The organism is Plantibacter sp. CFBP 13570, from assembly GCF_014841395.1.
GTDB classification, from domain to species: domain Bacteria; phylum Actinomycetota; class Actinomycetes; order Actinomycetales; family Microbacteriaceae; genus Plantibacter; species Plantibacter auratus.
Genome location: NZ_JACYTW010000052.1, coordinates 1 through 26,534, shown reverse-complemented (window position 1 = coordinate 26,534; position 26,534 = coordinate 1). Strand labels below are relative to the sequence as shown.

Annotated in this window: 26 protein-coding genes; 12 read left to right on the top strand and 14 right to left on the bottom strand. The window is 69.4% G+C overall.

Annotation, left to right across the window (positions count from 1 at the left end; all coding sequences use genetic code 11):
• The 4 genes from IFT89_RS15500 to IFT89_RS15485 form a co-directional block, all read right to left on the bottom strand.
• The coding region (locus IFT89_RS15500) for a HEAT repeat domain-containing protein (RefSeq protein WP_202939405.1) at window positions 1-445 on the bottom strand (445 nt) is incomplete at its 3' end.
• A 91-nt stretch (window positions 446-536) separates the two neighbouring features.
• Window positions 537-1,586, bottom strand: a complete 1,050-nt coding sequence (locus IFT89_RS15495; RefSeq protein ID WP_079706437.1) for a lipoate--protein ligase family protein — start codon at window positions 1,584-1,586, stop codon at window positions 537-539.
• Window positions 1,587-1,642: 56 nt separating this feature from the next.
• The gene (locus tag IFT89_RS15490; protein ID WP_307783529.1) at window positions 1,643-3,061 is read right to left on the bottom strand and encodes an NAD(P)/FAD-dependent oxidoreductase; all 1,419 of its coding nucleotides are present in this window, start codon (window positions 3,059-3,061) and stop codon (window positions 1,643-1,645) included.
• Window positions 3,062-3,213: 152 nt separating this feature from the next.
• Window positions 3,214-4,098 (bottom strand): alpha/beta hydrolase, encoded by an 885-nt coding sequence (locus IFT89_RS15485; protein ID WP_202939404.1) that lies wholly within the window; start codon window positions 4,096-4,098, stop codon window positions 3,214-3,216.
• 309 nt (window positions 4,099-4,407) lie between these two features.
• Here IFT89_RS15485 and IFT89_RS15480 point away from each other — a divergent pair, with 309 nt between their 5' ends.
• From IFT89_RS15480 to IFT89_RS15470, 3 genes are all read left to right on the top strand, one after another.
• Entirely contained in the window at window positions 4,408-5,466 is a 1,059-nt protein-coding gene (locus tag IFT89_RS15480; RefSeq protein ID WP_064295772.1) for a magnesium and cobalt transport protein CorA, read from the top strand.
• A 110-nt stretch (window positions 5,467-5,576) separates the two neighbouring features.
• Window positions 5,577-6,029, top strand: a complete 453-nt coding sequence (locus tag IFT89_RS15475; protein WP_229939713.1) for a MarR family winged helix-turn-helix transcriptional regulator — start codon at window positions 5,577-5,579, stop codon at window positions 6,027-6,029.
• Window positions 6,030-6,034: 5 nt separating this feature from the next.
• Window positions 6,035-7,462 carry an MFS transporter gene (locus tag IFT89_RS15470; RefSeq protein WP_202939403.1) on the top strand — a complete coding sequence of 476 codons (1,428 nt, stop codon included), beginning with the start codon at window positions 6,035-6,037 and terminating at the stop codon, window positions 7,460-7,462.
• 115 nt (window positions 7,463-7,577) lie between these two features.
• On the opposite strand, the gene IFT89_RS15465 is transcribed toward IFT89_RS15470, so the two are convergent.
• Window positions 7,578-8,507 (bottom strand): methyltransferase family protein, encoded by a 930-nt coding sequence (locus IFT89_RS15465; RefSeq protein ID WP_202939402.1) that lies wholly within the window; start codon window positions 8,505-8,507, stop codon window positions 7,578-7,580.
• Between the two features lie 28 nt (window positions 8,508-8,535).
• Window positions 8,536-8,916, bottom strand: a complete 381-nt coding sequence (locus tag IFT89_RS15460; protein ID WP_202939401.1) for a DUF3054 domain-containing protein — start codon at window positions 8,914-8,916, stop codon at window positions 8,536-8,538.
• A gap of 127 nt (window positions 8,917-9,043) precedes the next feature.
• Here IFT89_RS15460 and IFT89_RS15455 point away from each other — a divergent pair, with 127 nt between their 5' ends.
• The gene (locus tag IFT89_RS15455; RefSeq protein WP_079706432.1) at window positions 9,044-9,337 is read left to right on the top strand and encodes a DUF4287 domain-containing protein; all 294 of its coding nucleotides are present in this window, start codon (window positions 9,044-9,046) and stop codon (window positions 9,335-9,337) included.
• Between the two features lie 199 nt (window positions 9,338-9,536).
• Here the strand turns inward: IFT89_RS15455 and IFT89_RS15450 are convergent, their stop codons facing one another.
• The 5 genes from IFT89_RS15450 to IFT89_RS15430 all read right to left on the bottom strand — a co-directional run bounded on the left by IFT89_RS15450 (window position 9,537) and on the right by IFT89_RS15430 (window position 15,062).
• Entirely contained in the window at window positions 9,537-10,349 is an 813-nt protein-coding gene (locus IFT89_RS15450; protein WP_202939400.1) for a CPBP family intramembrane glutamic endopeptidase, read from the bottom strand.
• Window positions 10,350-10,572: 223 nt separating this feature from the next.
• A complete protein-coding gene (locus IFT89_RS15445) occupies window positions 10,573-11,418 on the bottom strand; it encodes a transglutaminase family protein (RefSeq protein ID WP_079706431.1) in 846 nt (281 codons plus the stop codon).
• Window positions 11,415-12,344, bottom strand: a complete 930-nt coding sequence (locus tag IFT89_RS15440) for an alpha-E domain-containing protein (RefSeq protein WP_064295753.1) — start codon at window positions 12,342-12,344, stop codon at window positions 11,415-11,417. Before IFT89_RS15440 ends, IFT89_RS15445 begins: the two co-directional genes overlap by 4 nt.
• The gene (locus IFT89_RS15435; RefSeq protein ID WP_137244152.1) at window positions 12,338-14,047 is read right to left on the bottom strand and encodes a circularly permuted type 2 ATP-grasp protein; all 1,710 of its coding nucleotides are present in this window, start codon (window positions 14,045-14,047) and stop codon (window positions 12,338-12,340) included. The genes IFT89_RS15440 and IFT89_RS15435 overlap by 7 nt, the downstream gene beginning before the upstream one ends.
• Before the next feature lie 73 nt (window positions 14,048-14,120).
• Window positions 14,121-15,062, bottom strand: coding sequence for an aldo/keto reductase (locus IFT89_RS15430; RefSeq protein WP_202939399.1), 942 nt, complete (start codon window positions 15,060-15,062; stop codon window positions 14,121-14,123).
• A gap of 157 nt (window positions 15,063-15,219) precedes the next feature.
• On the opposite strand from IFT89_RS15430, the gene IFT89_RS15425 reads away from it, so the two are divergent.
• The 3 genes from IFT89_RS15425 (at window position 15,220) to IFT89_RS15415 (ending at window position 17,136) form a co-directional block, all read left to right on the top strand.
• Complete coding sequence (locus tag IFT89_RS15425; RefSeq protein WP_202939398.1) at window positions 15,220-15,660, top strand: GNAT family N-acetyltransferase; 441 nt, start codon at window positions 15,220-15,222, stop codon at window positions 15,658-15,660.
• A gap of 91 nt (window positions 15,661-15,751) precedes the next feature.
• Window positions 15,752-16,183, top strand: a complete 432-nt coding sequence (locus IFT89_RS15420; protein WP_202939397.1) for a hypothetical protein — start codon at window positions 15,752-15,754, stop codon at window positions 16,181-16,183.
• Window positions 16,184-16,212: 29 nt separating this feature from the next.
• Entirely contained in the window at window positions 16,213-17,136 is a 924-nt protein-coding gene (locus tag IFT89_RS15415) for an SMP-30/gluconolactonase/LRE family protein (protein ID WP_244650760.1), read from the top strand.
• Window positions 17,137-17,148: 12 nt separating this feature from the next.
• Here IFT89_RS15415 and IFT89_RS15410 read toward each other — a convergent pair whose 3' ends face one another.
• The 3 genes from IFT89_RS15410 to IFT89_RS15400 form a co-directional block, all read right to left on the bottom strand.
• Complete coding sequence (locus IFT89_RS15410; protein ID WP_194602881.1) at window positions 17,149-18,186, bottom strand: LacI family DNA-binding transcriptional regulator; 1,038 nt, start codon at window positions 18,184-18,186, stop codon at window positions 17,149-17,151.
• A gap of 77 nt (window positions 18,187-18,263) precedes the next feature.
• Window positions 18,264-18,704, bottom strand: coding sequence for a carboxymuconolactone decarboxylase family protein (locus tag IFT89_RS15405; protein WP_202939396.1), 441 nt, complete (start codon window positions 18,702-18,704; stop codon window positions 18,264-18,266).
• An 11-nt stretch (window positions 18,705-18,715) separates the two neighbouring features.
• Window positions 18,716-19,465 (bottom strand): SDR family NAD(P)-dependent oxidoreductase, encoded by a 750-nt coding sequence (locus tag IFT89_RS15400; protein WP_202939395.1) that lies wholly within the window; start codon window positions 19,463-19,465, stop codon window positions 18,716-18,718.
• Between the two features lie 301 nt (window positions 19,466-19,766).
• Here IFT89_RS15400 and IFT89_RS15395 point away from each other — a divergent pair, with 301 nt between their 5' ends.
• The 5 genes from IFT89_RS15395 to IFT89_RS15375 form a co-directional block, all read left to right on the top strand.
• Window positions 19,767-21,083, top strand: coding sequence for an ABC transporter substrate-binding protein (locus IFT89_RS15395; RefSeq protein WP_079003547.1), 1,317 nt, complete (start codon window positions 19,767-19,769; stop codon window positions 21,081-21,083).
• A 129-nt stretch (window positions 21,084-21,212) separates the two neighbouring features.
• Window positions 21,213-22,094 carry a carbohydrate ABC transporter permease gene (locus IFT89_RS15390; RefSeq protein WP_202939394.1) on the top strand — a complete coding sequence of 294 codons (882 nt, stop codon included), beginning with the start codon at window positions 21,213-21,215 and terminating at the stop codon, window positions 22,092-22,094.
• Window positions 22,095-22,098: 4 nt separating this feature from the next.
• Window positions 22,099-23,043, top strand: coding sequence for a carbohydrate ABC transporter permease (locus IFT89_RS15385; RefSeq protein WP_244650759.1), 945 nt, complete (start codon window positions 22,099-22,101; stop codon window positions 23,041-23,043).
• Between the two features lie 25 nt (window positions 23,044-23,068).
• Window positions 23,069-24,082 (top strand): aldo/keto reductase, encoded by a 1,014-nt coding sequence (locus IFT89_RS15380; RefSeq protein ID WP_244650758.1) that lies wholly within the window; start codon window positions 23,069-23,071, stop codon window positions 24,080-24,082.
• 181 nt (window positions 24,083-24,263) lie between these two features.
• On the top strand, window positions 24,264-26,534 hold a 2,271-nt coding region (locus IFT89_RS15375; protein ID WP_202939393.1), incomplete at its 3' end, for a glycoside hydrolase family 2 TIM barrel-domain containing protein.

The window sequence follows — 26,534 nt, the reverse complement described above, 5'->3', positions numbered from 1 at the left end:
CACCACCGACGACGGCGAGCGCCCGGGCTCCGGCTGCGCGCACGCGGGCGTGGTCGTCGCTCAGCAGTGGCGCGATCGCGGCGACGTCGCCGATCCGACGCTCGGCGCAGACGCGTGCGGCCATCTCCCGGACGCGCCAGGCCTGGTTGCCGAGTGCTCCGACGACGGGCGCGGTGGCCGAGTCGTCCCACACGTGCAGCAGGGCACGGGTGCCCCAGAGCTCGGGCCAGTACAGCGCGGGCGCTCCGCCGAGGATGCCCTCGGCGTGGTGGCCGCCGACGACGCGGAGGAAGTCCTCGCCCTCGTAGCGACCGGCGAGGAGGGACACGCAGCGTTCGACGACCCGGGTCTCGCTCTCGGCGGCCACCGCGTCGGCGAGCCGTTGCTCGAGGGACGCCTGCGTGGCGGGGGTCGACGGGTCGGGTGTCTCGTTCTGCGCTGTCATCGTCCCCCCACCCTAGCCCGCGAGCTGTCACCAACGGTGGGTGATGCAGGCCCACACCCGCCACTGGTGACAGTTCGCGGGCTGCGGCAGGCTACGGGACGCGAGTGAGCCAGGCGTCGGTGGCGAACTTGTCGGTGACGAGCTGCTCGGCGGCGGCGCGCTCGGCATCCGTGACGTGGCCGGGGGTCGCGCCGGTGATCTCGACGAAGGTGTCCTTCATGCGATCGATGATCTCGGCCCGCGAGAGCCCGGTCTGGCTGCGGAGCGGGTCGACGCGTTTGGCGGCCGAGGTGGTGCCCTTGTCGCTGAGCTTCTCGCGCCCGATGCGGAGCACCTGCGTCATGAGCTCGCCGTCCATGTCGTAGCTCATCGTGACGTGGTGCAGCACGGCGCCGTTCCCGAGCCGCTTCTGCGCGGCGCCGCCGATCTTGCCCGACGGGCTCGTGATGTCGTTGAGCGGCTGGTACGTCGCCTCGATGCCGAGCGAACGGAGGGCGACGAGCACCCAGTCGTCGAGGTAGGCGTAGGAGTCGGCGAAGGTCATGCCGTTCACGAGCTCGGCCGGGACGTAGAGCGAGTAGGTGATGATGCCACCGCGCTGCATCATCATCGCGCCACCGCCGGAGACGCGGCGGACGACCTCGAAGCCGTTCGCCTTCGCGTTGTCGAGGTCGACCTCGTTCTTGAGCGACTGGAAGCTGCCGATGACGACCGCCGACTGGTCCCACTCCCAGATGCGGAGCGTCGGACCGCGGCGACCCTCGCCGACCTCGTTCGTCAGGACCTCGTCGAGCGCCAGGTGGAGTTGCGGCGACACCGAGCCCTCGTGGATGAGCTGCCAGTCGTAGTCGCCCCAGCCCGTCGCCTTCGCGAGGGAGCGGCGAATGGCCGTCGCGACCGCCTCGGGCGTGAAGCCGAGGAGCACGGCGTCCTCCGGCAGGGCGCCGCGGATGGCGGCGGCGAGACCTGCGGCGTCCGTGGTGGCGGGGAGCCCAGTGACGGCGCGGTCGATCAGCGCGAGCGCGTCGTCGGGTTCGAGGAAGAAGTCACCCGCGAGGCGGAAGTCCGCGATGCGGTCGTCGACCACCTCGAGATCGACGACGACGAGCTTGCCACCCGGGACCTTGTACTCACCATGCATGCCCCCAGCCTATTCCTGGACGGCGTCCGGATTCCCCGGAAGGGGAGCCGAACCCCTCAGGAGTCGAAGCCGATGCCGAAGCGGTCCATGACCTTCAGGAGCAGGCCGTCGCGGCCCTCGTTCGCGTCGGAACGGGCGACCGCGCGGCGGACGGTCTGGATCGCGGGGTTCGCGATGGGCTCCGGCGGGATGGGGATCGGCTTGGACCGGACCATCTTCAGGCGGGTCAGCTCGGTCGACTCGCCACTCAGCAGATCGAGCATGACCTTCGCCCCGAAGCGCGTCGCTCCGACCCCGAGCCCGGTGAAGCCGGCACTGTAGGCGACGCGCCCGCCGAGTGCCGTGCCCTGGAACGCCGACAGCCGCGAACACATGTCGATCATGCCGCCCCACGCGTGGGTGAACCGGACGTCGAGTTGCGGGTAGGTCGTGAAGAAGTGGTCGGCGAGGGTCTCGAACGTCTCGCGGCGCTGATCGTGCTCCGGCCGGATCCTGCCACCCCGGTGGTAGACCGCGTCGAAGCCGCCGTAGAGGATGCGGTCGTCGGCGGACCGGCGGGAGTAGTGGAACTCGCGACTCGAGTCGGCGATGCCGAAGCGGTCGGCCCACCCGATGCTCTCGAGCTGCTCCGGGGAGAGCGGCTCGGTCATGAGCACGTAGTCGTACACGGGGATCGTCAGGAGCTCCGTGCGCTTGAGGAGCGAGGGGAAACCGTTGGTGGCGAGCGCGACCTGCCGAGCCTGCACCCCGCCCTGCTTCGTGGTCACCGCGACGCCGTCGCCCGAGCGTCGCAGCCGGGTCGCCGGGGTGTGCTCGAAGACCCGCACACCAAGCTCGATGCACGCGCGCTTCAAGCCCCAGGCGAGCTTCGCCGGGTGGACGAGCGCGGTGCTCTTCCACTCGCGCTGACCGGCCAGGTACACCGGCGAGTGCACGAGCGCCTGGACGGCCTCGCGATCGAGGAAGACGCCGTCCCCCGACACCTCGCGCAGCGCGTCCACCTGATGCGGCTCGGTCGCGACCGTGAGCACACCGGTGTGCTCGAACTCGGCGTCGATCCCGAGGCGGTCGAGCGTGGCGACGAACTCGTCGAAGTTCTCGTCCGCCAGGCGTTCGAGCTCCGGCAGTTCGTCGGCGAAGTGGCGCTCCCCGTTGTCGACACCGTGGGTGAGGCTCTCCTCGAAGAAGCCGCCGTTCCGGCCACTCGCCGCCCAGCCGACCTCCTTGCCCTCGACGAGCACGACGTCGCGCGAGGGGTCGGCCTCCTTGGCGACGAGCGCCGTCCACAGTCCGGAGTAGCCGCCACCGACGACCAGCAGATCCGCCGTGACCTGGCCGACGAGTCGGGGCTCCGGCGTCGGCCGGTGGGGGCTGTCGAGCCAGTACGGGACCGTGCTCGCTCCCGCGAGCGACCGGGCGATGCGCTCCGCCGAGTTCCGTCTGCGGTGGCTGTAGGTGGGTCCGTCCGAGGTCACCGGGTCTCCTCTGCGTCGAGTGTGGGTGCCGCGACTGTACCCCGCGGCCCCTGAGCTTGTCGAAGGGTGGTCTCGTTCGCTGCCCTTCGACAAGCTCAGGGACCGGGGCGGGCGCTCACGGACCGGGGCGGGCACTCACCGGCCCGGGCGACTCAGGTGCGCTTGTCGAGCCACTCCACGACGTCGCGCTCGACGTCCTCGCGGTTCAGCTCGTTGAAGATCTCGTGTCGCGCCTCGGGGTAGATGATGAGCGTCACGTCGGTGAGCTTGGAGCGCTTGACGTAGGCGTCCCGGAGGAGGGTGAGTCCGCGCACACCACCGAGGGAGTCGTCGGACCCGCCGAGGATGAGCACGGGCAGCTTGCGCGGCATGCGGCGGGGCGGGCGACCGAGGAAGGCGAACGCCTGGATCGGGTTCCACACCGGGGTGACGCCGATGTCGAAGTTGCGCTCGTCGGCGGCGAATGCTGCCCAGGCGGCCGGGTCGCGGTTGAGCCACTCGAGACCGGTCTTCCCGGTCTTCCGCCAGCGCTTGTTGAGGTCGCCAGCGTTGATGACGCCGGGCATCGCGAGCGAGGTGCCCGAGAGGACGAGGAGCTCGTAGAGGTCGTGTTCGGCGACGACCTTCTGCGCCATGAGCGAGCCCCAGCTGTGCCCGAGCAAGGCGAGCCGCGACTCGGGGAAGCGGGTCCGCAGGTACCGGCCGACGGCGGCGACGGAGTCGATCGCACCCCGGGTCGTCCGAGGGCCGAGCTTGCCGAGGCCGAGGTGCTCGAGCCCCGTGCGACCATGGCCGCGGTGGTCGTCGGCCGCGACCGTGTACCCCGCGTCGTTGAGCCGTGCGGCGAGGCGCCCGTAGCGGAGGGCGTGTTCCCCCGCACCGTGGGCGATGTGCACGACGGCCCGAGGGTTCGGCACCTCCCACAGGTAGACGTAGACCGTGACGCCGTCGTCGTCGACGATCGTCTCGGTCGCATACGGTCGCGGCTCGACGGGGCGGTTCGCGTCGGCGACGGGTGGCGGGGTCTGCTCGCTCATCCCGCCAGCGTAGGCCCTCGGCCCGGCGGCGTGGCGAGTCCGTTTGCAGTTCCCGGAGGGCAGGCGTACGGTGAACGAGGCCCGAACGGCGGGCCGGCAGGTTTCGACGGAAGCGAGGTGAGCGGCCATGGCTGGTGACAGTATCCGCGCCATCGCATCGACGAACCGCCTCGCCTCCCTCACCCGGTAGGCGCTGCCACCGCCGGTGCCGAGGCGCCCTCACTCACACCTCCCCGGGTGCAATCCACCGCGATCACCTGCACCCGCGCGGCCGCCGCACGTTCCCGTCGATCGATGGACGGAGACCTCATGGCACTCATCGACAACGGCATCTACGTGACCGGACGGCGCTCGGCGAGCCCGCGATCGCTCGACGCGACGTACGAGCTCCTGAACGAACAGCGCGGCATGGCCTGGATCGGCCTGTACCGCCCGGAACCGTCGGAGATCCGCTCCGTCGCGCAGGAGTTCGACCTACATCCGCTCGCCGTCGAGGACGCCCTGAAGGGCCATCAGCGGGCGAAGCTCGAGCGGTACGGCGACACGCTGTTCGTCGTCCTGCGTCCGGCACGCTACCTGGACGAGGAGGAGCGGGTCGAATTCGGCGAGGTGCACCTGTTCGTCGGGCCGGGCTTCGTCGTCACCGTCCGTCACGCGGAGAAGCCCGACCTCGGCCAGGTCCGGCGGCGACTCGAAGCCCGGCCCGACATCCTCGCGCTCGGCCCCGACGCCGTCCTGCACGCGGTGCTCGATCAGGTCGTCGACGGCTACGGTCCCGTCGTCGCCGGGCTCGAGAACGACATCGACGAGATCGAGGACGAGCTCTTCGGCGACGCCGCGGACGTCTCGCGTCGCATCTACGAACTGCTGCGCCAGGTCATCGCGTTCCAGCGCGCGACCACGCCCCTGCGGGCCATGCTCCACGGCCTGCTGCAGGGTGCCGACAAGTACGGTCTCGACGAGGAGCTGCGCAACGGCTTCCGCGACGTGCTCGACCACACCCTCCGGATCGCGGAGCGCGTCGACTCCTTCCGCCACCTGCTCCGGAACGCGCTGACGGTGCACGCGACGCTCATGACGCAGCAGCAGAACGAGGAGATGCGACGCCTCTCGGAGGCGAGCCTCGCGCAGAACGAGGAGTCGCGTCGGATGAGCGAGACGGCGCTGGCGCAGAACGAGGAGATCAAGCGGATCTCCTCGTGGGCGGCGATCCTCTTCGCCCCGACACTCATCGGCACCGTCTACGGCATGAACTTCGACGACATGCCGGAGCTGCACTGGCAGTTCGGCTACCCGGTCGCCATCGGAGCGATGCTCGTCCTCTCCGGGACCCTCTACGCCATCTTCCGAGCCCGCCGCTGGCTCTGACCCCACCCCAGCCCTTCGACGGGCTCAGGGACCAAAGGGTCCGGTCCCTGAGCCTGTCGAAGGGCGACGCCTATTTACTTAGCAATACTAATGAGCTAGGCTAATGAATCGTGGCAAGCGGAGCAGCGACGAAAACCAGGGCACTGACGATCGCCGAGCAGGCGTCCGAACTCCGGATGGGCACCTTCCGGCTCGCGAGACGACTGCGCGGAGAGAAGTCGGTCGACGACCTCAGCGATCCGCAGTTCTCCGTCCTCGGAGGGCTCTACAAAGAGGGCTCCGCAACCCTGCGGGCATTGGCCGAACGCGACCGCGTGTCCGCGCCATCCATGAATCGCACCGTCAACTGCCTCGAAGAGGCCGGGTACGTCACCCGAGAAACCGACGCGGCCGACCGCCGGAAGGTCACCATCGCCCTCACCGAAGCGGGCCACACCACCGTCACCGAGACCGTCCGGAAGCGCGACGCGTGGATCACCCAGCAGCTGCGCGCGCTCACCCCGGACGAACGCGACACCCTCGCCCGCGCAGCCGAGATCATGAGGAGACTCGCCACCCAGTGAGTGCAATGTTCCGTTCCCTGTCCAGCGTCAACTACCGCATCTGGTTCATCGGCGCCCTCGTGTCGAACGTCGGCGCCTGGATGCAGGCCACCACCCAGAACTGGGTCGTGCTGACCGACCTCACCGACAACGACGCCGTGGCCGTCGGGGCCACCATGGCCCTGCAGTTCGGGCCACAGCTCGTCCTCGTGCCGATCACCGGTCTCATCGCCGACCGCTTCGACAAGCGGAAGATCCTCATCCTCACCCAGTCGAGCCTCATGCTCCTGGCGTTCGCCCTCGGCGCCCTGCTCATCTTCGGTCACGCCGAGCTGTGGCACATGTACCTCTTCGCGCTGGCCCTCGGCATCATCAACGCCGTCGACGGCCCGGCCCGCCAGACCTTCGTCTCCGAGCTCGTCGACGAGCACAACATGTCGAACGCCGTCGCGCTCAACTCGGCGTCCTTCAACGCGGCGCGCATGGTCGGCCCCGCCATCGCCGGTCTCCTCATCGTCGCGATCGGCTCCGGGTGGGTGTTCGTCGTGAACGCCTTCACCTTCCTCGGCGTCATCGGCGCCCTGTTGGCCCTGCGCACCGGCAAGCTCCGTCGCGCGCCGCGCCCACCGCGGGCTCGAGGACAGTTCGTCGAGGGCTTCCGCTACGTCCGCGGGCGGCCGGACCTCATGGTCGTCTTCGTGATCGTGTTCATCATGGGCGCGTTCGGCATGAACTTCCCGATCTTCGCCTCGACCATGGCCGTCGAATTCGGCAAGGGAGCTGGCGAGTACGGCATCCTCTCGTCGGTGCTCGCGATCGGTTCCCTGACCGGGGCACTCCTCGCGGCGCGGCGGGCGAAGGCCCAGATGCGGATGATCGTCGGCGCGGCCGGGCTCTTCGGGATCGCTGCGCTCACGGCCGCGTTCATGCCGAGCTACTGGTCGTTCGCCGCCGTGCTGATCCTCGTCGGCTTCTCGACGGTGACGCTCCTGACGACCGCGAACGGACTCGTGCAGACGAGCACCGAGGCCGCCGTCCGTGGCCGGGTGATGGCGCTGTACATGGCGATCCTCATGGGTGGCACCCCGATCGGCGCGCCCATCGTCGGGTGGGTGGCGAACACCTTCGGGCCGCGCTGGGCGCTCGGCCTGGGCGCGCTCGCCGGGTTCGCCGCCTGCGCCACCGGCCTCGCCTACGGGGTGTTCCGTCATCACCTCCGCCTGCGCGTCGCCCCCGACTCCCGCTGGCGCCTGCAGTTCACCCACGACGGCGTCGTGTCCCCGGTCACGCCGGAGGACTTCTCGGAGCAGATCGCGCTCACCTCGCCGATCCCGCTGCCGAAGCCGAAGTCGCGCGCGAAGGCGCCCGAGCCGCGTCCGGAGTCGCGTCCCGAGTCGCGTCCCGAGTCGTCGCCGGTCGACGAGTCGACGACCCTCACCGGCTCCCGCCGCTAGACGGTCCTCCGCTCCGACCCGCTCGGCGTTCACAACTCCTGCATCCTGCGACCGCCGGGGCTCGCGGGCGGGCGGGGCAGCGGGTGACGCGGCCGGTCGTCGCAGGCGGCAGGAGTTACGAACGAGCCGCCACCGGACGGAGGCTCGGGACCCAGCACCGCAGGTCCTCGCGGTAGCGGCGGTACGGCTCGCCGAAGCGCGCCTCGAGGTCGGCCTCTTCGACCGGCCGGACCAGGACGTTCCAGACGACGGCACCGAAGACCGCGTACACGACCACGATCCAGGACGACAGCAGGAGTCCGACGCCGACGCCCTGGACGATACTGCCGACCGCCATGGGATTGCGGACGAAGCGATAGGGCCCGGCGATGACGAGTCGGTTCGGCATCGCGGCGGGCAGCGGCGTCCCACCCCCGGTCGTCGCCATCGCGGCGGCGGACCAGAGCCCGACGACGCTCCCGAGCACCAAGACGACGATGCCGGCGATGACGGCGAACTGCTCCGCACCCGGCGGCAGGGCGACCGCGACCCGCCATCGCAGCTCGAAGAAGCGCAGGACGGCGGGGATCACCGCGAGGAAGACGCCCCAGAACGCGACGATCTCGACGGCGGTCCTCGCGAGTTGTGAACCGGTCGACGCCGACGCATCGGCTGGGCGGAACGCGAACGGCCCGATGGCGATCCATGCTCTCGGGATCCCGCCGGTGAGGACGAGCGCGAGTGCCGTGACCGAACCGACCGCGGCGCCGACCATCAGCAGGGCGCCGATCCCCGCCTCCTGGGTCACGCCCGCGAAGATCCCCAGTGACACGGTGACCAGCAGCGTCCATCCGGTCGCGAGGATCGCCGCCCATCGGATGGCGCATGCGGCGAGCGCCGAGGCGACGACGAAGAGTGGGACGTCGAGCACGGCCATGACGACGGGGTCGAGGCTGCCGAGCGTCGCCGCACGGACAGGCGGGACGAGGAACACCGACACCCACCAGGCTGCGCCGGCCAGAGCCTGCACGCCGAAGTACCAGCGCCCCCAGCGCTCGGCGCTCATGCGATCGTCGGTGGCGGTGTCGGCGGCGTCATCGGCGTCGGCGGGCGATGAGCCACGCGACGAGGCGCCATCCCAGGAGGAGTGCGGCGAGGACCAGGACGGTCACGATGACGAAGCTGAGTTGGACGCCCTGGCCGGAGACCGCGCGCAGCACCATCCCGACGACGACGGTCGACACCCAGACGACGACGCCGGCCCAGCGGACGGAGCGGGTCTCGCGCTGACCGAGGACGAGCGCGAGGACGTGTCCGACGAGGAGTCCGACAGCGAACGGCCACAGGGTCACGAGGAGTCCAAGGATGCCTTCGCCGTGGCTGGCGCGGCCGATGAGGACGAACACGACGACGGCGAGGAGGTCGATGCCGACGGTCGCGGCGAATCCGGCGGGGGTCCTGCTGGGGCGATCCATCCCCTCACCCTATTGGCGTCGCCGCCGCCCACCCTGGAGGGAGGCCGCATGGCGCGCTGCGGGGCCTGTCGCTCGGTGCCCTCGCTGGCTACGATGGCGCTGACACCCGATCGACGAAGGAGCCGTCATGTCGTTCCAGGCCTATCTCGATGCCGCCGAGGCGAAGACCGGTAAGACCCCGCGCGAGCTCGTCGACGAGGCGCACGCCCGCGGCTTCGACGCGTCGACCAAGGCCGGCGAGATCCTCGAGTGGCTGAAGACGGACTACGAGCTCGGCCGGGGTCATGGGATGGCGCTCGTCCACGTCATCAAGAACGGTCCGACGATCAGCGAGAAGCACGTCGGCACCGACGGGGTGCACCGCGACGAGTCGACCGAACTCTGGCTCGACGGAGCGGCGACGAAGCCCGCCGCCACCTGATCCCCGTCCGGGTTGCTGCCAGCGCGGTGCGCTCGCGTGAGCGCGGGTCTGTGGCGTGAGCGCGCGCCTCTGGAGACCCGCGGTCACCTGCCAGACCCGCGCTGACGCCTGAACACCGCCGCTCGCGTCAGCGCACCGCGCTGGGCCCGGGACACGGACATTCGCATCAGCGCACCGCGCTGGCGGGCGGACACATCGCTCAGTACCAGAAGATCGGAATCCAGTCGCGATGGTGCGCGTGCACGATCGCGAGGAAGACGATCGCGTCGAAGAGCAGGTGGACCGCGAGGATGTACCCGAGCGACCGCGTCTTCGAGAACAGGTACCCCTGGAGGAGTGCGAAGGGGAACGTCAGGAGCGGGCCCCATGAGCGGTAACCCAGTTCCCAGAGGAACGAGACGAAGATGACGGCCTGCAGCAGGTTGGCCTGCCAGACCGGAAAGTGCCGGCGCAGTAGGGCGAAACAGGTGCAGATGAAGAACAGTTCGTCCCACGTGCCGACCGCGTTGACGCCGACGAAGAACCGGCCGAGTTCCCCGGTGTCGCTGATCACCGGCCAGTTCTCGTAGGCGCCCGAGCGGATGAAGTAGAACGGGAGGATCGCCCAGCCGAGCAGCGGGACGGCGAAGAGATAGGCGATCTCGCCCTTCGTCTTCTTCTCGCGGCTGCGCCAGGGGAACGTGATCGCCTTCCGCCGGTAGACGAATCGGTCGATGAGGAACGGGACGCCGACCGCCAGCAGCAGCACGGTGCCGATCCGGAAGAAGCTCGGCCAGGAGACGTCCGCCTCCACGGACGTGGTCGAGACGATCCCGATACCGATCGCGATGAGGAACAGGTCCTTCGCGAGGTCGCGGTCGATGAGGATCGCGGTCGCGAGCGCGGCGACGAGGAGCGGGTAGCCGGCGAGCGGCTGCATGAGGCCGAAGAGGCAGAACGCGGACGCGGCGAGCAGCACCGCGGGGATCAGCTTCATCGGGCGGCGGGCCGGGACGATCATCTCGGTCTGCATGCCGTCGATCCTACGGGTGCCGGCGCGGTGCACTGAGGCGAGCGCGGGCTTGTAGGCGTCGGCGCGGTGCGCTGACGCGAGAGCACCTGAACGGGCGCGACCGCGTGGCCTGCGCGTGAGCGCGACCCTCCGGAGACCCGCGCTCACGCGCATGACCCGCGCTCACGTCAGCGCACCGCGCTGGCGCATCCACCGAGGAGGGTCTCCCCGCGGTGGAGTCGGGTCAGGCCTCTCGGGTGATCTCGACCTTCACGAAGAGCTTCGAGCGGTAAGGGCCCGCGTACACCCCACGGAGCGGGGAGACGTCACCGTAGTCACGCCCCCGCCCGATGAGGACATGACGCTCGCCCACGTCGACCATGTTGGTGGGGTCGAACCCACGCCAGTCACCGCAGAACCACTCGACCCACGCGTGCGACTCCCCCGTCACCGTCTCGCCGATCGCCGCGTGCGGCTTCGGGTGCAGGTACCCCGACACGTACCGGGCCGGGATCCCCACGGAGCGCAGCGCCCCGAGGACGATGTGCGTGATGTCCTGACAGACGCCCTTGCGGTTCGCCCACGCCTCGGCGGCGGTCGAGTACACGCTCGTGACGCCCTGCACGTAGTCCATCTGCTCGCCGATCTCCCGGCTGATGGCCATCGCGGCCTCGCACGGGCTCTCGTAGCGGTCGGCGATGGTCCGGGCGAGCTCGACGAGGTCGTCCGGCGGCGTCGTGCGTCGGGTCTGTTCCAGGTGCTCCACCCGGGTCACGGCGGCCTGGGTCGCGATGTCGAGCTGCTCCCAGCCGGTCGGGTGCGGCTCGTGCTTACGGGGCCGGACCTCGACGAGGCTCGTCGCCGTGAGCGAGAGCTCCTCGTGCGGCGTCAGCACCTCGAACGCCGAGACCTTCATGCCCCAGTAGTCGGTGTACGTCGACTGCGACGCTCCCGGCTGGATGTCGATGTGCGAGTACAGGACGTACTGGTCCTCGGTCGTCACCGGCAGCATGCGCGCCTCGTTGTACGACGCGTTGACCTTGCCGCCGTAGGAGAAGCCGGTGCTGTGCTTGATGTGGAGCCGGGTCATGAGTTCTCTCCGATCCACGCGGGCACCGCGTGAGTGGGGAAGTAGCGTTCGCGGATCGCCTCCGACACCTGGCTGGTGACGTTCTGCACGGCGTCCATGCGGCCGGGGAGGTCGACGAGCGTGTCCTGGATGGGCCGGTACTCGAGGTCGCTGCGGATCTGACCGAGCAGGCGCTGGGCGGAATCAACCGTCCCGACGCGGCCTCGGCGCGGTTCGAGGTCGCGCATGCACTCCTCGGCCCGGCTGATGGAGAACATGACCGACCGGGGGAAGAGCTGGTCGAGCAGGAGGAACTCGGCCGCGTTCTTCGCGCTCGGCATGCCGCGGTACGTGCGCAGGTAGGCCTCATAGGCGCCGCACGAGCGGAGGATCGTCGTCCAGGACGGGCCGCTCGCCTCGGTGAGCGACCGCGTCGCCAGGAGTCGGGCGGTCATGTCGGCGCGTTCGAGGCTGCGACCGAGGGTGAAGAAGCGCCAGGCGTCGTCGCGACTCGTGGCGGAGTCGACGATGCCGACGGCGAGAGCCGAACGCTCGCGCACCCACCCGAAGAACTCGTGCACCTTGTCGCTCGCGACCCGGCGCGGCATCCGGGCACGCGTCGTGTTGAGGCACTCCCAGAGCTCGGTCGACACGATCTCGCGGGCACGTCGGGCGTTCTCGCGAGCGGCGCCGAGCGAGTAGGCGATCGACGCCGGGTGCGTGCGGTCGACGGCGAGCTGCGCGAGGACGTCCTGACGGGTGAGTTCCTGGTCGGCGGGCGCGTCGCTGCCCATGACGGAGAGCAGCGACCGGCAGGCGGTGTCCTCGTCGATCCACGGGTCCTCGAGCAGCAGCTGCAGGTGGACGTCGAGGATGCGCGCGGTACCGTCACTGCGTTCGATGTAGCGGCCGATCCAGAAGAGGCTCTCGGCGATGCGGCTCAGCATGATGCGTCCTCCTGCGTCGACCCGTCGGCAGCGGGCTGGGCGAGCGTCTGCTGCTGTTGCTCCTGCTGGTCCTGGTTGCCGGCCGGACGGTCCTGGGGCGAATGCTCCGGGGTCGTGCCGTGGTCGTAGATGATCGGGATCGACGTCGTCTCGGTCGTGGCCTGTTCGGCGACGAGACCCTGGATGTCGTGCGACGAGGCCTCGGGCGCGGCGTTCGGATCGAAGGCGCGGCCGACCACCCAGGTGTCCTTCGAGCCGCCGCCCTGGCTGGAGTTCACGACGAGCTGCCCCTCCGGCAGGGCGACGCGCGTGAGGCCGCCGGGCAGCACCCAGACGTCGTTGCCGTCGTTGACCGCGAACGGACGCAGGTCGGCGTGGCGGGGACGCATGCCGTCCTCGACGAGCGTCGGGATGGTGGAGAGCATGACGACCGGCTGCGCGATCCAGCCGCGCGGGTCCTCCTGCAGCTTCGTCTTGAGGGTCGCGAGCTCCTCCTTCGAGGCGTCCGGACCCACGACGAGGCCCTTGCCACCGGAGCCGTCGACGGGCTTGATGACGAGCTCGTCCAGGCGGTCGAGCACCTCTTCGAGGGCGAGCGGGTCCTCGAGCCGCCAGGTGTCGACGTTCGGGAGGATCGCGTCCTCGGCGAGGTAGTACTTGATGAGGTCGGGCAGGTACGTGTAGACGAGCTTGTCGTCGGCGACACCGTTCCCGACCGCGTTCGCGATGGTCACGTTGCCGAGGCGCGCGGCGAGCATGAGCCCGGGCGAACCGAGCATGGAGTCGGCGCGGAACGACAGCGGGTCGAGGAACTCGTCGTCGACGCGGCGGTAGATGACGTCGACGCGCGTGGGCCCGGCGGTCGTGCGCATGAAGACCTTGCCGCCGGAGCAGAAGAGGTCGCGACCCTCGACGAGCTCGACGCCCATGAGCCGCGCGAGCAGCGTGTGTTCGAAGTACGCGGAGTTGTACACGCCGGGGGTGAGGACGACGACGTTCGGGTCCTCGACGCCGGGCGGGGCCGACGCACGCAGCGCCTGCAGGAGCTTGTTCGGGTAGTCGCCGACGGGCCGCACGCGCATCGAGACGAACAGCTCGGGGAGCGTCTGCGCCATCACGCGACGGTTGGAGATGACGTAGCTGACGCCGGACGGGACCCGGACGTTGTCCTCGAGGACGCGCATCTGACCGTGCTCGTCGCGGATGAGGTCGATACCGGAGACCTGGATGCGGACGCCGTTCGCAGCCTGGATCCCGTAGGCCTGCCGGTGGAAGTGCGACGACGAGGAGATGAGCTTCGCGGGGATGACGCCGTCGCGTACGGCGAGCTGCGGGCCGTAGACGTCGGCGAGGAACGCCTCGAGCGCTTTGACGCGCTGCTTGATGCCGGCCTCGACCTGCGTCCACTCCTGCTGCTCGATCACCCGCGGGACCGCGTCGAGCGGGAACGGACGCTCCTCGCCGGCGAAGTCGAAGGTCACGCCCTGCGCGAGGTAGGAGCTCGCGAGGGCGTCGGTGCGGCCTCGGAGCTCCTCCTGCGTCATCCGTGCGAGGGAGCTGTAGATCTCCTGATACGCCCGCCTGGCGGTCGCACCACCCGCGTGTTCCGCCGCCTCGCCGAACATCTCGTCGAAGGCGGGGACGCCGCCCGGAGTCTTGCGCGGGGCGAGCGTGCCGCCATAGCCGTTGAACAGGTCACCCATGGGCCGACTCTACCGGGACACATGTTGCCGGGGTGTTTCGGAGCGCGGAGAGGAGCCCTCGCCGGCCTCTCCCCTACGCGACCGAGGCGGCGGTGAGGGCGGCCAGCTCGTCGGCGGAGAGCTCGAGCGTGGCGGAGGCGAGGAGGTCGGGCAGCTGCTCGACCGTGCGGGCACTCGCGATGGGCGCGGCGACGGTCGGCTGCGAGCGGAGCCACGCGATCGACACCGTCGCGACGGAGACGCCGTGGGCCGCGGCGACCTCGTCGAGGACGGGCAGGAGCGGGGCGTGGTCGGCCAGGTAGGCCTGCGCGCCCTCGGCGCGGACGCTGTCGACGCTCGACCCCTCGCGGTACTTGCCCGTCAGGAAGCCCTTGGCGAGCGAGAAGTACGGCAGCACTGCGAGCTGCTCGCGCTCGGCGATCGTGCGCAGCTCACCCTCGAACTCGCGCTCGACGAGGTTGTAGTGCGGCTGGAGGGCGATCGGGCGGTGGAGCCCCTTGGCCTCGACGATCTCGAACCACTCGGCGATGCGCGCTGCGGAGTAGTTGGAGATGCCGAGGTGGCGGACCTTGCCGGCGTCGACGAGGGACGACAGTGCCGTCACCGTCTCCTCGAGCGGCACCGACTCGTCGTCGAAGTGCGCGTAGTAGAGGTCGATGTGGTCGGTACGGAGGCGCTCGAGCGAGGCGTCGGCGGCCTTCAGGATGTTGTCCGCAGCGAGGCCCTGGAAGTCGGGGTGCTGGCTGACCTTCGTCGCGATGACGAGCTCGTCGCGGTTGCCGCGGAGTTCCTGCCACTCGCCGATGAGTCGCTCGGAGTCACCGCCGGTGTTGCCGGGCACCCACGCGGAGTAGCCGTCGGCGGTGTCGATGAAGTTGCCGCCGCCCGCGACGAAGGCGTCGAGGATGTCGAACGAGGTCTGCCGGTCGGCGGTCCAGCCGAACACGTTGCCGCCGAGGTTCAGCGGGAAGACGGACAGGTCGGACGTTCCGAGGGTGGTGCGGGCGTGAGTCATCTGATGGTCCTCCAGGGTTCGGTGCATCGCTGGTGCTTCTCCTCACGCTAAGCCCGCGGACGGCTCGACTATTCCGTCGTGTCGCCCGATGACGAGCGGGCCACCGAGGCCGGACTGGCTCTCCACGGCCCGTCGTCGGCCGTCCTACAGTGGGCCGATGGGCTACCGCATCGACGACTCGAAGGACCGCATCGACCGGGACGCCGTGTGGGCCCTGCTCCGCGAGGTCTACTGGGCCAAGTGGCGGAGCCGAGCCGACGTCGAGGCGCAGATCGACGACGCCTGGCGCGTGATCGGTGTGTACGAGGAGGAGACCGGCGCACAGGTCGGCTTCGCTCGGGCGGTTTCCGACGGACTCGGCTTCGGCTACCTCGCCGACGTCATCGTCCACGAAGGACACCGGGGCCACGGTCTCGGTAAGCGCATCGTGCAGGCCATGATCGACGACGGTCCCGGCGCGCACTTCCGGTGGGCACTCTTCACGAGCGATGCGCACGGCCTCTACGAGCAGTTCGGGTTCACCGATCCCGGCCCGACGGCGCTCGTCCGGCCGGCCGCACAGCTGCCCGTCGACCCGAGCCAGGTGCCGACCGTCTGAGGTGCGGCGACGCGTCGCGCGACGGCGGCTCCGATGACGAATCGACGCACCTCACCGCGGGCCTCCAGCCGCGACGGGCTAGCGTTGACGTATGTGGATCTCCGACGACGGCCGGTACAACATCGTCGACGTGCCCGCGGAGGCGTATCCGGGGCGCGCCTATCTGCTCGAACTCGTCGCCGGTCTCGAACCTGACGAACTCCAGACGCTCGTGACCCGCATGCAGGAGTTCGACGACGCGATGATCGACCGACTCGAGGTCCTCGTCGACGACGACGCCCCCGAGGTCGCTCCGGATCCGGAGCGTGAAGCACCGTACGTCGACGAGATGATCCCGCGACGCGTCCTCGACTCGATCGACTGGGACGCGATCCTCACGCCACCGTTCCGGATCGAGGCGATCGACGTCGCCGGTGACCGCTGGCGCATGGACGCGTGGGCCTTCCTGGAGTCGATCGTCGAGCCGCCCGTCACCCGACCGAGCGCCCGCAACCTCGGCTCCTCCCCCATCGACCAGGCGTAGACCGGCACCTGCCGAATAGGCTGGGCGTCATGACCGACGACGACGTCACCATGACCGATCCTTCACCGCTGCTCGCCGAAGGAGCCGGACTCGAGCACCTGTACACGGGTGCGATCTGGAGCGAAGGGCCCGCGTGGATCGCGGAGACCGGACGCGTGCGCTGGAGCGACATCCCGAACGACCGCATCCTCGAGTTCGACACCGCGACCGGTGAGACGGCCGTGTTCCGTGACGGCGCCGAGTACACGAACGGCCGCACGATCGACCGCGAGGGCCGGGTCGTGCAGTGCAGTCACGGGCGCCGCGCGGTCGAGATCGAGGGGCCCGACGGCCCGGTCACGCTCGTCGACCGCTGGGCCGGCGGCCGTTTCAACTCCCCGAACGACGTCGTCGTGCACTCCGACGGCTCGATCTGGTTCACCGACCCGCCCTACGGCATCGACGCCAGCGGACGTGAGGGGCACCCGGGTGAGCAGGAGTACGACGGCTGCTACGTCTTCCGCTTCGAGCCGGCGACCGGCGTGGTCGAACCCGTCATCACCGCGCTCGTGCACCCGAACGGGCTCGCGTTCTCACCCGACGAGTCGATCCTGTACGTGTCCGACACCGCCACCGCCGCCCGCCGGATCGCGGCCTACGACGTCGCAGCAGACGGCGTCTCGGTCGTCGCCGGCGACACCCCCGGTCGCACCTTCGCGAGCACCGCGGTTCCCGCGTCCGACGGCTTCCGGATCGACGTCGACGGCAACGTCTGGTCGTCCGCGGGCGACGGCGTCGAGGTGTTCGACCCATCCGGCGCGACCATCCTGCGCATCCCGGTCCCGGAGCGCACCGCGAACGTCTGCTTCGGCGACCCCGACGGCCGCACCCTCTACATCACGGCCAGCACGTCCCTCTACCGGATCCGAACCGCAACCCGCCAAAGCCCGCGAACTGTCACTCCAGCACAGTGACGGGGCGCTGGACTAGCGGTTGGTGACAGTTCGCGAGCTGGCTCGGGGGACGAGTTCGGGGGCGAAGACGATGTGGCGGGACGACGGGGGCGGGACGGGGGCACCGTCGGCGACGGCGAACTCCTGGAGGAGCAGCTCGACGGCCGCGACACCGAAGCCCTCGTGCGGCGCACGCACCGAGGTGAGCGGGATGATCGACGACTCCGCGAACTCGATGTCGTCGTAGCCGACGATCGCGATGTCCTCGGGCACCCGGACCCCGTGCTCGACCACGAGCGTCTGCATGATGCCGAGTGCCAGCAGGTCGTTGACCGCGAAGACGGCGTCGGGACGGGCGTCGACCGGACGGGCTGCGATCGCGCGTCCGAGCTCGCGCCCCTCGGCGATCGTCCGCTCCGTGCCCGCGATGACCTCGAGCGTCGCTCCCGGAACGGCTGCGACGGCGGCACTCGCGCCCTCGAACCGATCGGCGACCTGGCGGATGCCGAGCGGACCACCGACGAACGCGAGCCGGCGACGCCCGGTCTGCAGCAGGTGCTCCGCGGCGAGGAACCCACCCCGGACGTCGTCGACCGACACCGATGGCTGGTCCGCTGACGACGCGAGCTGCCCGACGAGGACCGACGGAATGCCCCGCTGCCGAATGCTCGTCAACCGCTCCTCGACGGACTCGTGGGAGGCGACGAGCATGCCCTGTACACGGTGCGCCTCGAACATGCCGAGATAGGCGTCCTCGCGCTCACGACTCCGGTTCGAGTTGGCGATGAACACCGAGAGACCGTCTTCGGCCGCGCGCTGCTCCACCCCCTCGGCGATGGTCGCGAAGAACGGGTTGCTGACGTCCGGCGCGATGTACGCGATGGTGCCGCTCCGACCGAGACGGAGCTGCCAAGCCGCGTTGTTCCGCACGAACCCCAGCTGGTCGATCGCCCGCTGGATGCGTTCCTGCTTCTCCGGCGAGACGCGATCGGGGTGGTTGATGTAGTGCGACACCGTCCCCATGGAGACGTCGGCGAGCGTCGCGACCTCGCGGATTCCGACTCGTCCCATGGTTCACCCCTGCTCTCGTGCTGCATCCCCCGGGAGCGTTCCCGCGGCCCGGCTCAGTCTAGATCGCCCCGTTCGAGTCACTCCTGATCGCGATGCGGCTCCGGCCCGAGCGGCTCGGGGATATCCACGCCGACCTCGATGAGGGCGTCGGTGACGACCCGGATCGCGTTGAGGGCGCGAGGGAACCCTGCGTACTGCACGGTGTGGATGACCGTCTCGAGGATCTCCGTCGCGGTGCAGCCGACGTTGATCGCACCGCGGGTGTGGCCGCGCAGCTGTGGTTCCAGCCCGCCGAGCGCGACGAGAGCCGCGAGGGTGATGAGCTCCCGCTGCGCCAGCGTGAGCCCGGGCCGGGAGTAGATGTCGCCGAAGTTGAACTCGATGCCGAAGCGCGCGAGGTCCTGCGCGAGCCCGGTCTGCATGGCGACGAGCCCCTCCGACTTCCCCTCGCCGTACACCTCGTCGAACTTCGCCTTGCCGCGCTCGAGTCTCGTCATGTCCTCTGGTCCTGTCGTCATCGTCCGCCGCCTCAGATCGAGTGTCCGCCGTCGAGCGGCAGGATGAGGCCGGTGAGGTTCACGGCGGCGGGTGAGGCGAGGAAGACGACCGTCTCCGCGAGGTGCTCCGGCTCGCCGAGCAGCCGGGTGGGGATCTGCGCGAGGAGCGCCTCGCGACGCTCCGGGGTGTCGTTGTCGCGGCCGGGGGTCGCCTGGGCTCCTGGGGCGAGCGCGTTCACGGTGACACCCTGCTCGGCGACCTCGATCGCGAGCGCCTTCGTGAGTCCGACGACGCCGGCCTTGGCCGCGGCGTAGGCCGTCGCCCCGCGCACGAGGCGTCCGCCACTGACGGCGGCGATGGACGCGATGCTGATGATGCGACCGGAGCGCTGTTCGAGCATCGAGGGCAGGACCGCGCGCGTGACGTTGAACACCGAGTTGAGGTTGCGGTCCATCTGGGTCATCCAGGTCTCGTACGTCATCTCGTGGAAGAAGCTGACCGCGCCGCCGCCCGCACCGTTCAGCAAGATGTCGACCCCGCTCCACTCGTCGACGATGCCGCCGACGGCAGCCTGGACGGCGTCGAAGTCGGTCAGGTCGGCCGTCGCCGATGCGGCCCGCACCCCGTGCGCACGGACGAGCTCCGCCGTCTCCTCGAGCCCCGCGGCGTTGAGGTCGAGGCCGGCGACGTCGGCACCCTCCGCGGCGAGCTTCTGGGCGATCACCCGCCCGAGCGCTCCTGCTGCTCCGGTGATGACGGCTCGTTTGCCCTGCAACCTCATGTGCGGTTCCGTTCCTCGTCCGGCGGGTTGAATCGCCGTGCATCGTCGTTGACTGTGGTCGTGCCGACATGATCGAGATCACGGGACGACGATCACCCATTCTCGTCGCCGTCTTGAAACGTGTCAATATGCATTCCGTCCAGCCATTGTCATGCTCGAAGTGCCTCGCCGAGCGGAACTGATCCGACGCTTGACATGCGACCCGAGCGCGGTTAGCCTCGGCCATTGAAACGCTTCAACTTTGCTCGCGACCATCACCGCTCGCGTCTCAACATCACTGCCACATCTTCAAGGAGGAAATGTGTCCACAGCGCACCGGGCCCCGAAACGTCGGTCGGCCACCGCCATCGCCGCTCTCGGCGTCACCGCTCTCGCCCTGACCGCCTGCGCAGGGAACGGCGGCGCATCGAGCGCCACGTCGTTCGACTACCTCGCCGCCGTCGAGAACTCGATCGTCCGCGACGAACTCACCGCTCTCGGCGACGGCGCGTGCGCCGCGAACGAGAAGGCACTGCCGCTCAAGGTCGAGACCCTGCCCCAGGCCGACGTGCTCCAGCGCGTCACGCTGCTCGCCAGCCAGAACGCCCTGCCCACCACGTTCACCGCACCGACCGCACCGCTGCGGCCGGGCGGCACCCTCGGCGACGACGACACCGTCCTCGACCTCGAGGACACCCTCACCGAGCTGGGCGTCATGGACGACATCCTCCCCTCGGCCGTCGCCACCGTGAAGAACATCTACGGCGACCGTTTCGTCTCGATGCCCTACCAGTACAACGTCGAGGGCTTCTTCTACAACAAGACGATGTTCACCGACCTCGGCATCGCGGTCCCGCAGACGTGGGACGAACTGCTCGACGCGGCCGACACCGTCCAGGCCTCCGGCAAGTCCGCCTTCACGGTCTCCGGTGCCCAGGGCTGGACGATCACCCGCTACATCAGCACCTACCTCTTCCGGCTGCTCGGCCCGGACGCGATGAACGACATCGCCTCGGGTGACGCCAAGCTGACCGACCCGGAGTACGTCGAGGCGATCACCGCCGTCGCGGACCTCGGCAAGTACTTCGGTGCCGGCATCACGACGATGGACATGCAGACCGCGACGAGCGAGTTCTTCACCGGCAACGCGGCCATGATGTACAACGGCACCTGGATGCTCGCCGACGTCTACAACACCGAACTCAACCAGATCGGTGAGGACGCCGTGGGCTTCATGCCGTTCCCGACCGTCGAGGGCGGCAAGGGGTCCATCGACCAGTACCCGGCGAACACCGGTGCGGCGACCTCGTTCTCCACGAAGGGGTACGACGAGGAGAAGGTCGGAGGCTGGCTCAGCTGCATCGCGGAGAACTACGGCTCCAGCGTGCTAAAGAACCAGGGCGTCATCTCCGGCTTCAAGCTCAACGAAGAGGTCACCGACGTCCCGGCGCTCACCGCCGAGGTGCAGGGCATCATGGCCGACACCGACGAGACGGTCACCTGGTTCGAGACCTTCCTCCCCGAGAAGGCCGGCGTCGACGCCCAGACCAATGCCGCCCCGCTGCTCACCGGCGGCATCTCCCCCGAGGACTTCGCGGCGCTCGTCCAGGCCGGCGTGGACGCGGGTCTCAAGAAGTAACCGGCGATCCGGTCGCCTGGCACCCGCCCGGCGACCGGATCCGTCCGTCCGCGGACTTCCACCCCTGCAGCGGGTCACGCACCCTGCCGCCCCAGCCTCACGGTCCCCCGACCGACTCAGGAGCACAGCATGAAAGACGTCCTCGGCGACAGGAAGGCCATCGCCATCCTGCTGGGCCCGGCCCTGCTCATCTTCACCCTGGTGAAGCTCGTCCCGGTGATGTGGTCGTTCGGCCTCACCTTCTTCCAGGGCGACCTGCGCGGCTTCGAGTTCGTCGGCCTCGACAACTTCGCCCAGCTGTTCGCCGACCCGACGGCCCCGGAAGCGATCTTCTTCAGCATCAAGTACTCGCTCATCGCGACGGTCGCGCAGATCGCCCTCGGGTACGCACTCTCCCTCTTCTACGTCTTCGTCCTCAAGAAGGCGTCGACGCTCGTCCGCACGCTCGTGTTCTTCCCGGTCGTGCTGCCGACCGTCGCCGTCGGTCTGCTGTTCAAGCGCCTGTTCGAGGTCGCGCCGCAGACCGGGCCGGTCAACGCCATCCTGAACGGCTTCGGCATCGACTCGGTGGACTGGTTCAGCTCGCCCGACAGCGCGTTCGTCGTGATCATCATCATGGACCTGTGGCGGTCGATGGGCTTCTACGCCGTCCTGCTCTACGCCGGGCTCCTCGACATCCCCGAGGAGGTGATCGAGTCGGCCCGCATCGACGGCGCCCGCGGCCTGAAGCTCGTCCGGTACATCATCGTGCCGCTGTCGCTCCCCGTCCTGCTTTCCGCCGTGATCTTCAGTTTCAACGCGACGCTCAAGGTGTTCGACTCGGTGCTCGCCTTGACGGGCGGTGGGCCCGGGACGGCGACGACCCCGCTGACGCTGTACATGTACAACACGACGTTCACGTACCAGAACTACGGCTACGGCTCGACGCTCGCGTTCGTGCTCACGATCATGTGCTTCCTCGTGACGCTCCTGATCTTCAAGACCTCCCGCAGAGACCTGACGAAGGACTGACGCCATGACGACCGCCATCACCCCGGCGCCCGGCGCCACCACCCCGGCTTCGAGCGGCAGCGGCGACGGATCCGGCACTGCCGTCCGCCGCCCGAAGATGCGACGCGCTCCCCGCTCGCGCGCCTACTACCTGCGGAAACTGCCCTCGGTCATCCTCATCGGACTCCTGCTCGTGATCGAGATCTACCCGATCGTCTGGCTGTTCCTGTCCTCGTTCAAGAACCAGCGCGAGTTCCTGCAGGAGTCCACCTTCTCCCTCCCGGAGTCGTGGAGCTTCGCCAACTACGTCACGGCCTGGACGACCGGCAACATCTCGCAGAACCTGCTCAACAGCGTCATCGTGACCCTGCCGTCGCTCGTCTTCATCCTCATCTTCGGCGTCGCCGCCGCCTTCGCCCTCGAGGTGATGGTGTGGAAGCGCCGCAACCTGACGCTGTTGCTGTTCATCTCCGGCATCATGATCCCCGGCCAGATGATCCTCGTCCCGTTGTTCGTCGCCTACTTCAACCTCGGCCTGACGAACACCTACTGGCCGATGATCATCACCTACACGGCACTCGGGATGCCCTTGACGGTCTTCATGATGACCGCCTACTTCCGGGCCGTGCCGCGCGAGGTGTTCGAGGCGTCGACGATCGACGGTGCCGGCATCATCCGTTCCTTCTGGTCCATCGGGCTGCCGATGGTGCGGAACGCGCTCTTCACGATCGGGCTCGTCCAGTTCCTCTCCATCTGGAACGACCTGCTCATCTCGCTGACGTTCACGACGAACGCCGACCTCCGCACCATCCAGGCCGGTCTGTTGAACTTCAGCGGGGAGTTCGGCCAGGTCGATTACGGGCCGCTGTTCGCGGGCATCTGCATCAACGTCTTCTCACTGCTCGTCGTGTTCGTGTTCCTCAACCAGCGGATCATGAAGGGGCTGGCATCCGGCGCTCTCAAGGGGTGACGCCCGAGTGCCCGACGATTGCAGGATGGACGACATGATCAACGACGACACGACCCACACGGCCTCCGCCGCCCAGACGGCTCCAGCGGCGGCGACACCAGACGACCTCCGCCTGCTCGGCTCGACCGGACTCCTCGCGAGCCCGGTCACGGTCGGCACCTCCGGTCTCGGCACCCCGGCGAGCGCCGACGGCTCACCGGCCGCCGGCTCCACGGCCTTCGCGTCGGTCGCCCTCCGCGGGCCGAATCTGCTCGTCGACACCTCGAACGCGTACTCGGACGGGCGCAGCGAGACGGCCATCGGTGATGCCATCCGGCAGGGCGGTCTGCCCGAGGGGCGCGGGGTCGTGACGAAGGCCGACCAGGATCCGTCGACGGCGGTGTTCGATCGCGACCGGGTGCTGCGCTCCTTCGAGGAGAGTCTCGAGCGGCTCGGCGTCGAGCGCATCCCGGTGTTCCACCTGCACGACCCGTACTCGGTGTCGTTCGAGGATGCGTCGGCACCGGGCGGTGCGATCGAGGGCATGCTGGCGCTCAAGGAGCAAGGCCTGGTCGATGCGATCGGGATCGCGGCGGGTGCCATCAGCGTGATGCTGCCCTACGTTCGCACCGGCGTCTTCGACGTGCTCCTCACCCACAACCGGTTCACGCTCGTCGACCGCTCGGCGACCGGCTTGCTGGAGGAAGCGCGGTCGCGGGGGATGGGCGTCTTCAATGCGGCGCCGTTCGGGGGCGGGCTCCTCGCTGGGCGTCGTGGCCGCGACGGCAAGCCGGCCACGTACGCGTACCAGGCCGGGTCGCCTGAGCTGCTCGCCTGGGTCGACCGCGCCGACGAACTGGCCGCCCGCCACGGCATCCCGCTCGCAGCTGCCGCCCTCGCGTTCTCGACGCGATCGGAACTCGTCGACTCCACCGTCGTCGGGATGAACCGCCCGGAGCGGTTGGAACAGGTCGAGGCGCTGCGCACGACCCTCATCCCCGACGACTTCTGGTCGGACCTCGACGCCCTCGGCACGCCGCCGAGCACCATCACCGACTGAGCCCCTGTCGCCTCCATCCATACATCCACCCACCAATCCACCGACTCCCCGTTCTCTTCCCCTGTCCCTTTCTCAGGAGTCCCTCGGTGTGGCGGCCGCTGGCCGGGCCGGCGCGCCGAGGACCTCCTGAGAAAGGGACAACAGGCAGTGAAGGTTGCACGACGATGAAGGTTGCACGACGATGAACGACTCAGCAGGGCTCGCGGCGTCGTGGGTCGAAGACCCGATCCCGGGGACCGGGCGGCGGCGACCCCGGGCCGACGAACTGAGCGACGCGCGTCAGCTGTCCCTCAACGGCGACTGGGCGTTCACGCTCTCACCCACGGCCGACGGGACGGGCGACACCTTCGGTGATCCGTCGCTCGACCACTCCTCCTGGGACCGCATCCGGGTGCCCGCGCACTGGGTCCTCGAGGGCCACGGGCAGCCGCTGTACACGAACACCGCGTTCCCGATCCCGATCAACCCGCCTCGCATGCCCGAGGAGAACCCGACGGGTGACTACCGCCGTACCTTCACCCTGCCGGAGGACTGGCGACGCTCTGACACGGTGCTGCGCTTCCAAGGTGTCGACTCCTGCGGGACCGTGTGGTTGAACGGCGTGCTCCTCGGCCACAGCAAGGGCAGCCGGCTCCCGGTGGAGTACGACGTCGGGGAGCACCTCGTCTCCGGTGAGAACGTCCTCGCCGTGCGGGTGCACCGGTGGTCGAGCGGCACCTACCTGGAGGACCAGGACATGTGGTGGTTGCCGGGGATCTTCCGCGACGTCGACCTCCTGGAACGCCCGGCCGGCGCGATCGACGACGTCCAGGTCCGCGCGAGCTACGACCACCGCGACGGCATCGGCGTCCTGCGTGTCGACACCGACGTCCCCGGCCTCGTCGACGTCCCCGAGCTCGGCATCCGCGACCTCCCCACCGGCACCGCGACCGCTCTGCCGGTCGAGCCCTGGAGCGCCGAGGTACCGCGCCTCTACACGGCGCACCTCAGGCCGCGACCGACCGACGAGACGCCCGTGGCCGGCGAGACCGTCGAGCTGCGCATCGGGTTCCGCACCGTCTCCATCGAGGACGGCCGCTTCCTCGTGAACGGCGTCCCGGTGCTGTTCCGCGGGGTCAACCGGCACGAGCACGACCAGGACCGCGGCCGTTCGCTCGACACGGAGACCATGCGGCAGGACATCCTGCTCATGAAGCAGCACAACCTCAACGCCGTGCGCACGAGCCACTACCCGCCCCACCCCGACTTCCTCCGCCTCTGCGACGAGCTGGGGCTGTGGGTGGTCGAGGAGTGCGACCTCGAGACCCACGGCTTCATCTACACCGACTGGGCCGGCAATCCGCCGACGGAGCCGGTCTGGCGCGACGCGATGCTCGACCGTGTCCAGCGGATGGTCGAGCGCGACAAGAACCACCCGTCGATCGTCGTGTGGTCGATGGCGAACGAGAGCTGGGTCGGCGAGAACTTCGACGTGCTGGAGCAGTGGATCCGCGAGCGCGACCCGTCTCGGCCGATCATGTACGAGCGCGATCCGTCGTATCGGAACTCGGACTTCTCGAGCCTCATGTACCCCGACCAGGAGCTGCTCGAGGCCATCGGCCGTCGCGAGGAACCGACCCCCGCGGGCGTCGTGGCAGGGTCGCCGGACGACGTGCGTCGGCGGAGGCTCCCGTTCCTGCTCTGCGAGTACGCGCACGCGATGGGCAACGGACCGGGGTCGCTCGTCGACTACCAGCGGATCCTCGAGTCCTCCGACCGGTTCTGCGGCGGCTTCGTCTGGGAGTGGATCGACCACGGCTTCCGCAGCACCGACGCCGCCGGGAACGAGTTCGTCATGCACGGTGGCGATGTCGCCTTCCGACCGAACGGCGGACGCTACTGCCTCGACGGACTCGTCTTCGCCGACCGCACGCCCTCCCCCGGCCTCGCCGAGTTGCACGCCGCGATCAGTCCCGTCGAGCTCCTCCTCGACGTCCACAACTCCTGCTCGTGCGGCGCGAGCCGGAGGACGGGCCCCGACTCGCGGGCGGCGGACACGGCGATCGGTGCGGTCTGCAGGAGTTGTGGACGACAAACCGGGGGCACGCTGACGGTGCGCAACAAGTACGACGTGCGGTCGCTCGACCACCTCGCGCTGCGATGGGTCATGGAGGACGACGGTATCGCGGTCGCGTCCGGTGAACTGGAGATGCCTGCGGTGGGTGCCCGGAGGGAGACGACCGTCGACCTGCCGACCGGTGCGCTCGTCGCACCGACCACCGTCGACGTCGATCCGGTCTCCGGCGCACCCGTCGAGCGTTGGCTCACCGTGCGGGCTGTCCTCGCCGCGGACGAGCCCTGGGCGACCGCGGGACACGAGGTCGCGTTCGGGCAGGCGCGGATCGCCGCCGGCCGACCGGCGGATCCGACCGGCGTCACCGTTCCCGTGCCGGCCGCGGCGCGCAGACCCCTC